Genomic DNA, 14,170 nt, shown 5'->3' with positions numbered 1-14,170 from the left:
TCCAAAACTCTCATTTAAAAATTATGCAGCCTGCTTTCTCAGATATTATTGATATAGGCCAACAGTGCTACGAACGTTTTATAGATGGCAGTAATGCGCCAGAAATCGCCGAGTTAGATATTGAGCTTGCAGGTTGTTCAAACTTATCAGGTAACTATACAGTTGGCAGAGTATCGCCGCCTAACCACACTCTATTTTATTCACTGTCGGGACAAGGCCACTTTCGTACGCCGTTTGGATCTTTTACCATTTCTAGCGGTCAACTTATTGCGCTACCGGCTTACCAGAGCTTCGAAGTGACCATTGCCAGCGAAGCGTGGGACATAATTTGGCTTAATCTGTCAGATACCCCTCAGTGGGATGCGCTTCCCAAGCACAGGCCTGAGATAATGGAGAATGTGAACTTATCTGGCGTTCATCATGCCATGGAGTTGCTTTATTTAGAGGCGGATGCAGAAAACCGAGAGGCAGCAATACACATAATAGGCAGACATTTACACCAACTAATAAACCGTGATGTCACCCACAGCACAGATCGTCACGCCACTAGACTGACATCGCTTTTTGCCGCGGTAGATAATCAATTGCAGTATCAGTGGGACGTTTCTCAGTTAAGCAAGAAAGCCCATTACTCTGCTCCTCACTTACACCGTTTATGCTTAAAGTATTATCAAAGAAGCCCTATGCAGCAGGTTATTCACCTGCGCATGCAGCGCGCGCGCAATTTGCTGCTCAATACGCAGTGGCCAATTTCATACATCGCCCACTACGTGGGGTATGCTAACGTATTCACATTTTCAAAGAGGTTTAAAAAATCGGTGGGTAAACCGCCCCGTGAATTTCGCGAGGCGGAGGTCAAAGAAAAGACATAGCAACGTAACCGATCATTTTAGACCGTTCTTGACCGCCTGACTAAGATCGAGTTTAGCAACGCTAACCGCAGTTACTATGCCAGCCGGCACCTTGTGATGCGTCTTGCCATTGTTGTTAGCAATGAGCACCGTTTTTCTATTTTTCTTAAGTAACGTGCCGGTGATAGTTTTGCCATCATGAGCATACTGCACTTTCATGCCTGGGCGCAGTTTAGCAAGCGCTTCTCTATCTTGTTTTGCTCGTAATTCATCAATGCGGTTAACGACCGCTTCATTGAGTATATACAATTGGTCGAGAGTGAGTTGGCTAATATCGATGGTCGTTTTCGTTTCTTTTTCGGTCATAGCGTCTTCACTTTTCTATGTCTGAGCGCAGGCGTTTATCAGCGAACAGTGCTTTCCAGCGTCTAGGGGTTAAGTCGATGATGTCTTTGGCTGGATGTTGCGATACGCGTTGCAGTACATCGACTAGGTAGTGGTATGGATTGATGTTGTGTAATTTGCAGGTCACGGTGAGTGTATGCAAGGCACCAAGCTGTTTTGCGCCCAACTCACTCCAGCAGAACAAATGGTTCTTCTTACCCATAGGGATAACGCGTAAGGCCCTTTCTAAATGATTAGTGTCGATATTCACTTGTGCGTGCGTCAGGTAAGTCTTTAACTCATGATGACGGTCATAGGCATAAGCTAAGGCTTTGCTTAACGGATCTTTAGGTAATAATTCTGGGCGTTGGCGTTGCTCGTATAGCCAATGAAACAGAGCATTGATGACAGGCTCGCTGTGTTTGAGGCGATATTGCACGGTATCCTCGGCATTAAGCGCGTGTTTTCGTATGTGTGCTTCCACTTTATACAGCTTTTGTATTTCAGCCAAGGCGTATTGTGCCTCTTTAGGATGATAATCCAATGCTTTTTCGAAGTAGCGGCGCGTATGCGCCCAACAGGCTGCATGGGTGATGTGTTGGCCTTGGCTGTTTAGCGTATCAATGATTTGGCTATACACCGCATAACCATCGCTTAGCAAGGTGCCATTAAAGCCAGTGAGTTGCGCAATCGCATGTTGTTTGCCGCGAGAAGATGACCAGGTAAAGGCCACTTCATCTTGCTCACCATAAATGGGCCAGAAGTAGGTTTGTTTCATGGTGTTATGTTTGCGGCGAGTCGAGGCTTGTCGACCCGCCTTCATCGGCGTTTCATCCATGCTGATGTTGCCCCCACTCAGTATATTACTCAGCACTGCTTGTGCGATAGGGATAACTAAATCAATGCTTTGACTGACGTAGTTGATTAAGCTCGCCCGCGATAAAGTCACACCCGATTGCAGCATACGTAAATGCTGTCGGTGAAGGGGTAAATGGAATACGGCTTTATCAACCATGAGGCCCGCTAATAGTGATACATCCGCATACGCCCCTTCTAACACATTATCGGGAGTTGAGGGGGACAACATGTTGCCCGTTTCTTTGCTTTTAAAGACTTTTTTGCGATAAATTAAGACTTGGTAGCTACCTGGCAGTTGCGCTAAGCGATGGGTCTCTTTCGTGCCAATAATTTCATACTTATCAGCATCCTCACCTTCAAGCTCGGGGCAAGGCACATCAATCACTTTTGTGGGCACGTCATCAGTAAAGCGAAGGCCGGTATCATTGACGTTATTGTCATCTTTTTGTTTAGTGGAGCGGGCATAGCCTTTGACGGCTTTTTTAGGTGCTGGCGGTAAATCTTCATTCGTCGCTTGGCCAAACAACTGCGTTTGGTCAGAATTCTCTACTATGTGCTTTTCTGACTTACGCCCAAACAACTGACGCTTAAACCAGTCGACTTGTTGTTGCAACTGCGCGGCGTGTGCTTGTGACTCAGCCAGTTTTGCACACACATTAGCATATTCTTCTTGTGGAATATGAGGTGTGTTTTGTGGCAAATCGGCAGCGCTTTTCATGCGGCTAAGTATAGCAAATTCAGCTACTTAAGTCGCATGTTTTGTTTGCCTTTTTGCCAATAAACACCATCAATCAAACACTGTAACTGCGCGGTGTTCAGGGCGATTTTATGCCCATTACCTGACACTTTACCGAAGGTGCCCCGCTCCAATCTTTTCGACCATAAACAGTAACCGCCTTGATGGTAATACAGCACTTTTATCATGGTGCGTTTGCGGTTCACAAACACAAACCAATCGCCGAGCTGTGCTTGCATCTGCAACTGATTGTTCACCAACGCCGCTAAGCCGTCGAACTGCTTGCGCATATCGGCAATACCAAGATATAACCATATTTTAGCGCTACTTGCTGTTAGCATTAACCATCTCTACTCATGTTCAGCACCACACCGTTTGGTAGCGTTAACTCGATTTGCCATTGGCGCATGGCTGGCCGATGTGAGGTCATGCTGTCAATGGGCAGCCATTGCGGTGATGTCTGCGGCAACGACAAAGCTTGACGTTTTTTGCGTTGCAAATAAAAAGTGGACTGGTTAATGTGGTGCGTGTGGCAAAACTGCGCGATGGTCATATCGCTGGCTTCTTGCGCATCGATAAGTTGCTGCCATTCTTGAGAGCTTCGTCTAGTCATTGATATTTTCTCCTATATTAATCAATGATTAGATTTTAGGGGCTTAGCTTAAGAATAAAAGAGCGGTCTATTTTGACCGCTTACATAGCAACGAATCATATGCTGTATTAACAGACTCTGATTTCTTGCTACTTACCTGCAAATTCTCTGCTTATTCGCTGCTTATGCAAGAAGCGTTGCATTAGTTTCCGGCTATTTTCATTTCGTTGACAAGAACAGAGCCAGTTTGAACACTGCCTCTCACATCTTTGTCTTTGCCAATAGCAACGATATTACGGAACATGTCGCGTAAGTCGCCAGCAATCGTTATCTCATGCACTGGATATTGGATAATACCGTTTTCTACCCAAAAGCCTGCCGCGCCGCGAGAGTAATCGCCAGTAACAATATTAACGCCCTGACCCATAAGTTCAGTAACGAATAATCCAGTGCCCATCTCTTTTAATAGATCGGCGTCACTATGACCTGTATCGCCCACTAACCAGTTGTGAATGCCACCAGCATGTCCATTAGACACGGTGTTAAGTTTACGTGCAGAGTACGTAGTATATAGATAGGTAGCTAATTGACCGCTATCCACAATGGTCATGTCTGAACAAGAAACACCTTCATTGTCAAAGCTCGAACTCGCTAATCCAGACTTGATAAGGGGGCGCTCTTCAATATTTAGCCACTCTGGAAAGACTTGCTTACCTAAGCTGTCGAGTAAAAAAGACGAGCGTCTATACAAACTGCCGCCGCTGATTGCGCCAACATAATGACCAAACAAACTGGAAGCGAGATCTTTGTGAAACAATACAGGCACATTGGCAGTATTAATTTTTCGAGCGCCAAGGCGTTCAACGGTAGCCTTCGCAGCTTCCTCACCCACAAAGGTCGCAGATTTCAGTAAATCGGCTTGTCTGTTTACAGTGTAAGCATAATCTCGCTGCATGTCGTTTTCTTGAGAACCTATCACCATGCAACTTAGGCTGTACCGGCTGCTTGGATAGCCCGCATTGATCCCGTGCGTATTGCCGTAAACGCGCATCCCCAAATTAGCGTTATAAGACGCGCCATCTGAATTAGTTATGCGAGAGTCGTAATTCATCGCCGCCGCTTCAGTCTCTATGGTCGTTTTTATCGCTTTCTCGGTATCTAGCTCTTGCGGGTGATAGAGCTCTAGATCGGGAAACTCTGTGGCGATAAGCTCTGCATCGGCAAGGCCTGTGCACGGATCCTCACTGGTGTAACGTGCAATATCTACTGCTTTTTCCACCGCCAAAGATAGCGCTGCTTTGCTCAAATCTGCCGTAGAAGCACTTCCTTTCCGTTTACCTACGTAAACGCTAATACCTAAACCGCCATCGTTGGTAAACTCAACGTTTTCAACTTCTTGCATACGCGAAGATACAGCAATACCCTGTACCTTAGACATGCTTGCTTCGGCTTGTGTTGCGCCTTTTGATAAGGCCATTTTCAGTACATCATCAACGACATTCTGAATTTCTGATAGCTGTTGCTCAATTTGCATAGTAAGTTTCGCTGTCTATATTCGACTGTGATAGTTACAATTTGACTAAAGTGTAACACTAATGAGTTTGAAATGAGTGATCAGAAACATAATTCTCCACAAGATCCTAACTTTGACGGTGCTAAGGCAGGAATGTCTGAAGACGAAGATTTTATAAGTAAAACCGAACTTAAGCGTCAGGCCAAAGAGCACCAGAAACTAGGCGAAACCATTGTAGGGTTGACCGATGCCCATGTGGCAACAATCCCCATGGACGAAGAGTTGGCAGATGCAGTGGCAGTAGCCCGCATTGTTAACAAGAAAAAAGACGGTTATCGCCGGCAATTGCAGTTTATTGGAAAGCTACTTCGCCAACGAGATACTGCCGATATTGAAGAAGCGCTAGCGAAAATAGCTCACCAGCATCAGGCGAGTAATGCAGCTTTTCATAAATTAGAACTGGCGAGAGAAGCGGTGATTGAAGAGGGTGACCCTGCAATTCAGCGCTTAATCGAAGAATACCCTGACTTTGATAGACAAAAATTGCGTCAACTCAGTCGCCAGGTTAAAAAAGAGCGAGAAAAGAACGGGCCACCTAAAGCATTTAGAGAGCTTTTTCAGTACATCAAGGACATCGTTCAAAACAGCTAGAGCCTCTTCATTAGCGAGCTTGTAGCCTTCAAAAGGCTGAACTACCACATAAGACAGGCTACTAAAAAAGGCTGGTACCATGAAGTGACCAGCCTTTTTGCGTTTATTCGATTGAATCTTATATAAATTTTACAGCTAAGCTGTTCCGCCCACGGTGAGCTCATCAATTTTAAGCGTTGGTTGACCCACGCCAACCGGTACACTCTGACCGTCTTTGCCGCAAACGCCAATGCCTTTATCTAGTGCTACATCGTTGCCAATCATTGATATCTTTTGCATAACCTCTGGCCCGTTGCCGATAAGGGTTGCCCCTTTCACAGGCGCTGTAATCTTGCCATTTTCAATGAGATAAGCTTCGGCACTAGAGAACACAAATTTACCCGAAGTAATGTCTACTTGACCACCCGCAAAGTTAGGCGCATAAATGCCCCTTTCAATAGAAGCTATAATTTCTTGCGGATCGTGTTGCCCTTCAAGCATGTAAGTATTTGTCATTCTTGGCATAGGCAAATGCGCATAAGACTCTCTTCTGCCATTGCCAGTAGGTGCTACGCCCATTAATTTCGCGTTATGCTTGTCTTGCATATAGCCTTTTAAAATACCGTCTTCAATTAACACGTTATGCTGAGTAGCCGTGCCCTCATCGTCTACCGATAGCGAGCCACGGCGATCACTTAAGGTACCGTCATCTACAACGGTCACACCTTTTGCGGCAACACGCTCGCCTATACGGCCACTAAAAGTAGAAGCACCTTTGCGGTTGAAGTCACCCTCTAAGCCATGTCCCACAGCCTCGTGCAGCAGTACACCGGGCCAGCCGTTACCAAGAACTACTGGCATAGCTCCAGCAGGCGCCGCTACAGCTTGCATATTTACTCGGGCCATGTGCAAGGCGTCGTCGGCAAGCGTTTCATACAAAGGCTTGCCGTTGTCGTCTGATTGAAAAAATGCATAGGCATAACGGCCGCCCGCGCCAGCAGAACCACGCTCTCGGCGCTCTCCGCTTTCTAACAATACAGAGCAATTTAGCCTTACCAAAGGGCGTATATCCGTTGCAAGAGTACCGTCGCTTCCAGCAACCAATATTTCTTCGTACACACCGCTGATACTCACCACCACCTGATTAACAGATGGCTCTTGCTTGCGGATGTATGCGTCTACTGAACGAAGAAGAGATATTTTTTCTGCGTCTTGCATAGCAAGGATCGGATTGTTATCGCTGTAGCGCGGGTTTAGGGCTTTTTCGCCCAGCGCAGACACCTTCTGAGTACCGCCACTTGGGGCAATTCCGCGGGCCGCTTTACACGCTTTTAATAGTGCTTCCTCGCTGATTTCATCAGAATAGGCAAAACCGGTTTTCTCACCGCTTATAGCCCTTACGCCAACACCGCGCTCAATGTTGTAACTGCCTTCTTTGATAATGCCATCTTCAAGCACCCAGCTTTCATGCTGACTAGACTGAAAATATAAGTCGGCATAGTCGGTGTCGTGACGATGGATTGTGGCTAATGCACTCTCAAGCTTAGCAATATCAAGCCCTGAGTCTGATAATAAATGGCGCTCTACAGATTTAGACAAAGTGACTCCTGAATCGGTTGTGTTCGGCAACGGGCATATTTTGTTTGATGGTTTCTCGTTGCGCAATATCTACGCTGGCTTTTACTACGCCTTTCTCTGTGGCTAGCTCTGCCAATGTTTCTCCCCAAGGAGAGATAACAATGCTGTGGCCAAAGGTTTCACGCCCATTGGCATGTGTGCCTGTTTGCCCTGCGGCGACTACAAAGCATTGCTTTTCAATAGCTCTGGCCTTTAACAGTGCATGCCAGTGGGCTTCACCAGTTTTTTGCGTAAACGCTGCGGGCAATACCAATACATCAATATCGCCCATTGCGGTAAATAACCCTGGAAAGCGAATATCATAACATACCGCAAGGCCAATGTTGCCAATTGGTGTACTAACCGTTATCACCTCGTTTCCCGCTTGTGTAAAGCGTGACTCTTTGTAGCTTCCTGTTGCATCGTTTACCGAGACATCGAACATATGAATTTTGCGATAGTCGGCCAAACACTCTCCATTCGGAGCAAACAACATGCATGCTGCAGAAAACATATCAGCGCTTTCTGTCTGTAAAGGGAAAGTGCCGGAAATGATGTAGCATTGATAGTCTTTCGCTAATTGCGAGAGGTGGGCTTGAATTGGCCCTTTACCCTTTTCTTCGGCAATAGCAAGCTGGCCTTTATCTTTCCCACCAAAACAAGCAAAACATTCTGGCAACACAACAAGGCTATCTGGTGCGATGCTAGCGTCTGCCATTGCGTCAGAGACTGCGGCTAAATTTTCATTAACATCGGGGGTAGATGTCATTTGTAGTGCGACTAAATTAACCATCAATAACCTCCATTTTTATCCTGCGGACATCGTCTTCCGTAAGCGGCCTATCGAGAGGATCTTTTTGCACGGGAACGTTTTGCGCAGGTAGGCTAATATCTTTGCTGTTTCGTTCAACCTCTTCAAATTGTGGTTCGCTTATAGTGCCTGAAACACGGTAATTTACATTTGAAATAACCTTTGCCGATGTCAAAACCTGATCTATAGCTATGGCGGCGAGTGCGGTAGGCGGGGTAGCTAAAAAGTACACCAAAAATGGTAAGTTGCCTGTCACATTAGGAGCAAAAGATACATTGTAGTTAAGATCTCCCGTGCCTAAGTCTGTAAAACCCATTATTTCTATCTCGCCAGCGCCTCCGTCTATTTCAGTGTCATCGGTATACGCTTTGCCATCTACAATAGTTAGCGTGCCTCCCATATCATCATAAAAGAAGCCTTTCGCAAATACGTCCCTAAAGTCTAAGCTTAATTTTCTCACTAATGAATTTAAACTAAACAGTGTGAAGATGCGCGAGCCTTGATCGCTTAATTCGGTAAGATACCCATCTGACAACGACCACTCAACGTCTCCCTGAAGTTTATTGAGCTGTAAGTCCATGGGAGAGTTTGGCCATTGAATACTAAATGCGACATCGGCTTCGGAGTCTTTAATGCCCGACTCGATTTTGTACTCTTTAAGCATTTGCCCTACATCTGGTGCCAAAAGATTTCCTTCGATACGACTTATTGACGCGCCGTCTTTGTATTCCCAATCACCCTTTGCCGTAATGGTTGCCTCGGGAGAGCGGATGACAAGCTGCCTCGCATTAAGCCCACTGTCTGTTTTTACGATATCTAGGGTAATATTCCCTAAATCAATACCGTGGAATATGCAGCTTTCGCAGCGAAAATACACTGGAGGAAGAGAGCGAGGATCAAGTTCAAACGGATCGTCAGACTGTTTGGCATTAAAATCGGCGAGTACATTAACGTTGGTCTCGTTTACTTCTAGCTCTACGGCCTCAGGCTTTATTAAATTTAGATAGTCTGCGTTTATCTCTATGCCCTGCTGCGCTAAATTGCCATTAACGAGTATGGTTCCCCTCGCTGCGGCCGAGCCAATATCGAGCAGCCAATTATTGTTGCGCTCCTGTGCATTTATTTGAACGTCGTTAATGACATGCCCAGCAAACGTTAACTCACTTGCTTTGGCAAAAATGCGTGAAGGCGTACCAAATAGTCCGTTTCTAGTAGGCTCAGAAGAGGATAAGGAAGCGTTCGCGGCTTTGCTAGATGAGAGTTCCTCACTGCTACTGGCTTGCTGCTGATTGCCCGAAGTCAACATTGAGATAGTTGTAAACCACTCTTTTACATTGGCGTTATCAAGGTTTGCAGCAATACTAAAGCCGGTTCCGATGTTGGCTATATCACTCTCACCAAGCGCTAAGTGAGCGCGAGAAAACTGCATTTCTTTATGTGGTAACGTACCGGTAAAACGAATGTCTTCCCCCAATTTTGCGTTAACGTTTGACGCCGTAAGGTTGCCACTGCTTTGAATATTTAGCGGGAGACTTGTTCCAGCGGCTGTGTTGAAAGGTTCAGGTAACACACTTTGAGTTGCCGTTAAGTCAGCATTTAAATCGGCAGTATAAGAAAAAGTGTCTTTCCCCAGGATCAAATCTACATTAGTTTGCCATTGAGTCTCGCCGTCTACGTAGTCGGTCAACTCAGTATTCACGTAGTTTGCAAGAGGGTGAACATGCCAACGCCCCGCTAGGCCCACATTAAGCAAATATTCTTCTTGTTGCTGCCCGTGAATATCAATCGTCACCGCTTGATTGAGAAACTGTGCTGAAAGTTCTTTTGCATCTATATTGCCGTTGTCGAAAGCTATGTCGCCTTTTGTACGCTCAAAACGCATGTTAGTTTTTGGGATGTATACGGTATTTTCTGCTAGCGCAGCGGTGCCGGTAGCTCTCACTTGCTCACCGTTTAACGGAATATGTAGGTGGATATCGGCAGATAGTGGCCCGGCAACCTGTACATCCTGCTCTAATACTTTTCCTAACGAGTCTTTGATAGAAGATGCCATCATTAGACTCGTTAAACTCTCCCCTGTCCCATCACCTGCCGCATCAATAGTGAGAACAGCATCCCGTTTAAATGTGGGAATAGCTGCCGACATATTACGCACTTTTACACCCGCAAGCTCTGCAGAAGAGCTTGTCATGAATAAGCCTTTATTAATAAAGCGAAGGGATAAATCGAGCTCACTGAGTGCTGGCCATTTCGATGAAAATAGGAAGTCACCCTTACTGATGTCTACAGAGGCTTGAAAAATTCCCTGTTGTTCTGTGAACGGGTATTCATTAATTTTCCCAAACCACAGCACTCGTGCCGCTTCTATCTCACCTCCACCGACAAACGCTCTGGTGAGGTAGTTGTCTAGGTTGTCGCTCATGACAGGCGCAGGGAAAAGATCGCTCACACCAGAGAGCGGCAGTGGGTCAACGTCGGTGAACAAAGACAAATGGCCAGAGGACAGGTCGAAGTTGAATGCAGACGTTAAGGAGACGCTATCTGTATCTATTATGATATTGTCGCTGCTAATTCCCCATCGACGTGGCTCTGCTTTTCGCTGTCTTTGCGCTTGCAGAGTACTGATTTCTTCGCTGCTATTGTCGGAGCTTTTCTCATTGCTTTGGAGAGGATAAACGTAGATATCCGCTGTAATATTATTTACATGGACATCTTTTTTGATAATTCCCTTACTTGAAAGCTCGCTGTCACTGGACTCTAAAAACACAGCGCCGTTGTGCTTGTACCAAAATATATCGGCATCTAAAGACGACAACCCAGGAATAGCATCCGTTTGTGACCACTTTAGGTCGAGCACTTTCGCCGCTAGTGCGGGCGACCCGTGCTGCCATTGTAATTGTAAGGTAGCCAGCTCGCCCTTGGGATCAAGAGCTCTAATTTCATCTTCACTGGTATCATCAAGAAAGAGCGGAAGCAGAAGTAAAAATGGATTAATTTCGACAGGTTTTATCGTATTGAAAACGGCATTGCCGTTATTCGAAATAGTACCGATAACATCAGTGGTCAGAGTCGCATTACTCGAGTTGAGCTTAAGTTGGTCAACGCGAATATTCCATCCATCCGTTGTTGGCAAGGCTTGTAGACTCCCCCCCGTAATGCCTGTGACGGTTTTAATCTGTTCATCGCCCCATTGCAGCAGACTGTTGTTCAATTCTGCCTGTACAGAGTTAACCGAACTTTCACTAAAGTGGGTCCATATTTCTAGGTTTGCCCTACTTTGTGCCAGTGGGCGTTTGGTTTTGATTAGGTCACTTACCCATGGAGATATATCTAAGTCTTCAGCTTTGGCGTAGAACACACCCTCAAACTCATCTTTCGTGCCCTGAATATCGATAACAAATGACGCTGAGTTTGCTGATACCCCATCGACTTTTATGCGTCCTAACCCTTGATGGCGTTCTTCAAAGTTATTCCACGATAAAGTGGTAACATCAAAGCTGTTTGTATCGCCATTTCGGGTAAGCGAAATAGTCCCATCTTCTAAAGAAAAGCTTTGCAACTGCTCTAAAAACAGACGTTCTAATGCGGTTATAACAGGAAAATTATTCTTGCTGCTGCCAGACACTCGATCTGCATCAATATCAAGCTGCAGACCTCGTAATTCGAATCGAGGGGATGAGATTAGCTGCTGGCGAAGAGATTGCCAAAAATCGAGTTCTACATAAATTTGCCGAATATCGAGGGCAACAGGAGACGCCTCATCTTTCGCTAAAGACACGGAGTTTAAGACAATGCTCGGGCCGCTTCGCTCCCAAACAGCATGCACACTGTCAATGGATAAGTTTACGCCGTATTGCTGGTTTATGTAGTCTTCCAGCAGGTACTTATTGTGTTCAATGTGGGGCAAGGCGTACCTTGCAGCGCTCAGTATCAGCGCAAAAAGAACAAGTAATACAGCAAGCAGCAGCCAGAACTTCTTTAATAAGTACGCAGCTGCCGACGAAAATTTTGTCACACTATGCCTTTCTTAACGTTAATGCGTTACATCATAACGACGTCGTACTTGTCCTGGTTGTACAATGTTTCGGTTTGCACTTTAATTTGTTTCGATACAAACACTTCTAACTCGGCCAACATATGAGACTCCTCTCCCATCAGAGCCTCAGCCACTTTGGGGGACGCGTAAACTACAAATTTATCAGCGTCATACGCGCGATTTACACGCACAATTTCACGCATAATCTCAAAACAAATAGTCTCTATTGTTTTAACGGTTCCACGCCCTTTACACACAGGGCACTCACCGCACAATATATGTTCAATACTTTCGCGGGTGCGCTTGCGGGTCATTTCAATAAGCCCTAACGCGGTAAACCCGTGAATATTGATCTTGGCTCTATCCTTACTTGTCGCCACTTCTAATGAGTGTAAGACACGCCTTTTGTGATCAGGTTCCATCATATCGATGAAGTCGATAAGGATCATACCGCCAAGGTTGCGTAATCTTAGCTGACGCGAGATAGCCTGCGTGGCCTCTGCGTTGGTATTAAAGATGGTTTCTTCTAAATTGCGATGACCAACAAATGCCCCTGTATTAATATCTATAGTGGTCATTGCTTCGGTCTGATCGATAATCAAATAACCACCCGACTTTAAATCTACGCGGCGCTCTAAAGCTCGCTGCGCCTCATTTTCAACATCATACAAGTCGAAAATAGGCCTATCGCCGGTATAATATTCCAGCTTTTCATTCATTTCAGGAACGTATTCTTTGGTAAACTGAAACAACTCTTGGAACGACAGCTTCGAGTCAATGCGTATTCTATCAAGCTCAGTGCCAACGAAATCTCGAAGCACCCGTCGTGCTAAAGGCAAATCCTCGTAAAGCACATTGGATTTACGCTTTTTCATACGAGATTGAATTTTGTCCCAAAGCCTGCGTAAAAACGCTGCATCTTGCTGCAACTCGTTTTTGCCCACTCCCTCTGCAGCTGTTCTCAGTATGAACCCGCCGTTTTCATCGCAAAACTCTTGAACTAAGGTTTTTAGTCGCTCGCGCTCGGCTTCTTCTTCAATACGCTGAGACACGCCTACATGGGTAACAGATGGCATAAACACAAGGTAACGACTGGGAATAGTGATATCGGTAGTTAAGCGGGCTCCTTTGGTGCCAATGGGATCTTTAACCACTTGAACAACAATATCCTGCCCGTCTCTTACAAGCTCTCGAATATCTTGTTTTTGTATATGACTTGCCAAAACCTCTTCGGCTATTTCATTGTGAATAACAATGTCTGAGGCATGAAGAAATGCAGCTTTTTCTAGTCCAATATCTACAAATGCCGCCTGCATACCGGGTAATACTCGACTCACTTTGCCACGATATATATTGCCTACCAGCCCCTTTTTCGTGTGTCGTTCTACGTGTATTTCTTGCAAAATACCATTTTCAATGAGAGCAACTCGTGACTCAGAGGGTGTAACGTTAATTAGTAGCTCGGCACTCACTTCGCAACTCCAAATTCATTGAGCAATTGACGGGTTTCATACAGAGGTAATCCTACTACAGAACTTGGACTGCCGTTAATAGAAACGACGAATTCGCCACCTATGCCTTGAATAGCATAACTACCGGCTTTATCTTGCGGCTCCCCTGTTTCCCAGTACGCAATAATTTGCTGTTTAGTCAGCGTTGCGAATGTGACTGATGTAGTTACAGTTCGCGTTACCTGTTTCAATTCAGACATTGCACTAATTGCTGTTAACACTTCGTGAGTTTGCCCCGACAGCATAGATAATATGCGTATAGCATCTTCTCTATCTACCGGCTTACCAACGCTTGCGCCATTAAAAGCTATAAGCGTATCGCTGGCTAACACAACGTTAAAAGTGGCCGGTTCTGAACTGGCGTTTACTTTAGACATGACGGCCTGCGCTTTCTCGCTGGCCAGTCTGGCAACTAAATCGTATGGAGATTCGTTAGGTTTTGGCGTTTCATCAATATCAGCTGGGAAGACAGTGTGAGCAACCTTCATTTGATTTAACAAAGCGGTGCGCCTTGGCGATGCAGAGGCAAGAATGAGATGAGAATGCATTGGCAAAACCTTATTAATCACTTACGAAAGTGCAGTATTTTTAAGAACGATGTTCTGCGCAATTATCGGCATAAAAAATTATC

Annotated in this window: 12 protein-coding genes; 2 read left to right on the top strand and 10 right to left on the bottom strand. The window is 45.5% G+C overall.

Translation table 11 applies throughout. The annotated features are described in order from the left end of the window. The first annotated feature begins 23 nt into the window (after window positions 1-23). A complete protein-coding gene (locus CW735_RS01335; RefSeq protein ID WP_071978334.1) occupies window positions 24-872 on the top strand; it encodes a helix-turn-helix transcriptional regulator in 849 nt (282 codons plus the stop codon). Between the two features lie 12 nt (window positions 873-884). On the opposite strand, the gene CW735_RS01330 is transcribed toward CW735_RS01335, so the two are convergent. The 5 genes from CW735_RS01330 to pmbA form a co-directional block, all read right to left on the bottom strand. Further along, window positions 885-1,217, bottom strand: a complete 333-nt coding sequence (locus CW735_RS01330) for a hypothetical protein (RefSeq protein WP_100970760.1) — start codon at window positions 1,215-1,217, stop codon at window positions 885-887. A gap of 7 nt (window positions 1,218-1,224) precedes the next feature. Continuing rightward, window positions 1,225-2,811, bottom strand: a complete 1,587-nt coding sequence (gene tnpC / locus CW735_RS01325) for an IS66 family transposase (protein WP_198520977.1) — start codon at window positions 2,809-2,811, stop codon at window positions 1,225-1,227. A gap of 23 nt (window positions 2,812-2,834) precedes the next feature. Beyond that, window positions 2,835-3,170 (bottom strand): IS66 family insertion sequence element accessory protein TnpB, encoded by a 336-nt coding sequence (gene tnpB / locus CW735_RS01320; protein ID WP_100970759.1) that lies wholly within the window; start codon window positions 3,168-3,170, stop codon window positions 2,835-2,837. Next, window positions 3,170-3,442 (bottom strand): IS66 family insertion sequence element accessory protein TnpA, encoded by a 273-nt coding sequence (gene tnpA, locus CW735_RS01315; RefSeq protein WP_100970758.1) that lies wholly within the window; start codon window positions 3,440-3,442, stop codon window positions 3,170-3,172. The genes tnpB and tnpA overlap by 1 nt, the downstream gene beginning before the upstream one ends. Window positions 3,443-3,623: 181 nt before the next feature. After that, window positions 3,624-4,955, bottom strand: a complete 1,332-nt coding sequence (pmbA, locus tag CW735_RS01310; RefSeq protein WP_071978333.1) for a metalloprotease PmbA — start codon at window positions 4,953-4,955, stop codon at window positions 3,624-3,626. A 72-nt stretch (window positions 4,956-5,027) separates the two neighbouring features. On the opposite strand from pmbA, the gene yjgA reads away from it, so the two are divergent. Beyond that, entirely contained in the window at window positions 5,028-5,585 is a 558-nt protein-coding gene (gene yjgA, locus CW735_RS01305; RefSeq protein ID WP_083595159.1) for a ribosome biogenesis factor YjgA, read from the top strand. 135 nt (window positions 5,586-5,720) lie between these two features. On the opposite strand, the gene tldD is transcribed toward yjgA, so the two are convergent. From tldD to CW735_RS01280, 5 genes are read right to left on the bottom strand one after another with little or no spacing between them, the layout of a single operon-like run. Beyond that, window positions 5,721-7,163: a metalloprotease TldD gene (tldD, locus tag CW735_RS01300; RefSeq protein ID WP_100970757.1), complete on the bottom strand. Its 1,443-nt coding sequence runs from the start codon at window positions 7,161-7,163 to the stop codon at window positions 5,721-5,723. Further along, entirely contained in the window at window positions 7,156-7,974 is an 819-nt protein-coding gene (locus CW735_RS01295; RefSeq protein WP_071978331.1) for a carbon-nitrogen hydrolase family protein, read from the bottom strand. The genes tldD and CW735_RS01295 overlap by 8 nt, the downstream gene beginning before the upstream one ends. After that, window positions 7,967-12,007: a YhdP family protein gene (locus CW735_RS01290; RefSeq protein WP_100970756.1), complete on the bottom strand. Its 4,041-nt coding sequence runs from the start codon at window positions 12,005-12,007 to the stop codon at window positions 7,967-7,969. Before CW735_RS01290 ends, CW735_RS01295 begins: the two co-directional genes overlap by 8 nt. Before the next feature lie 26 nt (window positions 12,008-12,033). Then, entirely contained in the window at window positions 12,034-13,500 is a 1,467-nt protein-coding gene (gene rng, locus CW735_RS01285) for a ribonuclease G (RefSeq protein ID WP_071978329.1), read from the bottom strand. After that, window positions 13,497-14,087 carry a Maf family protein gene (locus tag CW735_RS01280; protein ID WP_100970755.1) on the bottom strand — a complete coding sequence of 197 codons (591 nt, stop codon included), beginning with the start codon at window positions 14,085-14,087 and terminating at the stop codon, window positions 13,497-13,499. Before CW735_RS01280 ends, rng begins: the two co-directional genes overlap by 4 nt. Between the last annotated feature and the right edge of the window lie 83 nt (window positions 14,088-14,170).

The sequence above is a fragment of the Alteromonas sp. MB-3u-76 genome (genome assembly GCF_002831605.1).
In the GTDB taxonomy this organism is placed as follows: Bacteria; Pseudomonadota; Gammaproteobacteria; order Enterobacterales; family Alteromonadaceae; genus Alteromonas; species Alteromonas hispanica.
Note: the sequence above shows the minus strand (reverse complement) of the source record. Positions and strands in the feature narration are given on the sequence as shown.

What these genes read in the sequence shown, in the direction of transcription:
- CW735_RS01335 (WP_071978334.1), top strand. Translation starts at nt 24, where the DNA reads ATGCAGCCTGCTTTCTCAGATATTATTGATATAGGCCAACAGTGCTAC.
- CW735_RS01330 (WP_100970760.1), bottom strand. Translation starts at nt 1,217, where the DNA reads ATGACCGAAAAAGAAACGAAAACGACCATCGATATTAGCCAACTCACT.
- tnpC (WP_198520977.1), bottom strand. Translation starts at nt 2,811, where the DNA reads ATGAAAAGCGCTGCCGATTTGCCACAAAACACACCTCATATTCCACAA.
- tnpB (WP_100970759.1), bottom strand. Translation starts at nt 3,170, where the DNA reads ATGCTAACAGCAAGTAGCGCTAAAATATGGTTATATCTTGGTATTGCC.
- tnpA (WP_100970758.1), bottom strand. Translation starts at nt 3,442, where the DNA reads ATGACTAGACGAAGCTCTCAAGAATGGCAGCAACTTATCGATGCGCAA.
- pmbA (WP_071978333.1), bottom strand. Translation starts at nt 4,955, where the DNA reads ATGCAAATTGAGCAACAGCTATCAGAAATTCAGAATGTCGTTGATGAT.
- yjgA (WP_083595159.1), top strand. Translation starts at nt 5,028, where the DNA reads ATGAGTGATCAGAAACATAATTCTCCACAAGATCCTAACTTTGACGGT.
- CW735_RS01295 (WP_071978331.1), bottom strand. Translation starts at nt 7,974, where the DNA reads ATGGTTAATTTAGTCGCACTACAAATGACATCTACCCCCGATGTTAAT.
- CW735_RS01280 (WP_100970755.1), bottom strand. Translation starts at nt 14,087, where the DNA reads ATGCATTCTCATCTCATTCTTGCCTCTGCATCGCCAAGGCGCACCGCT.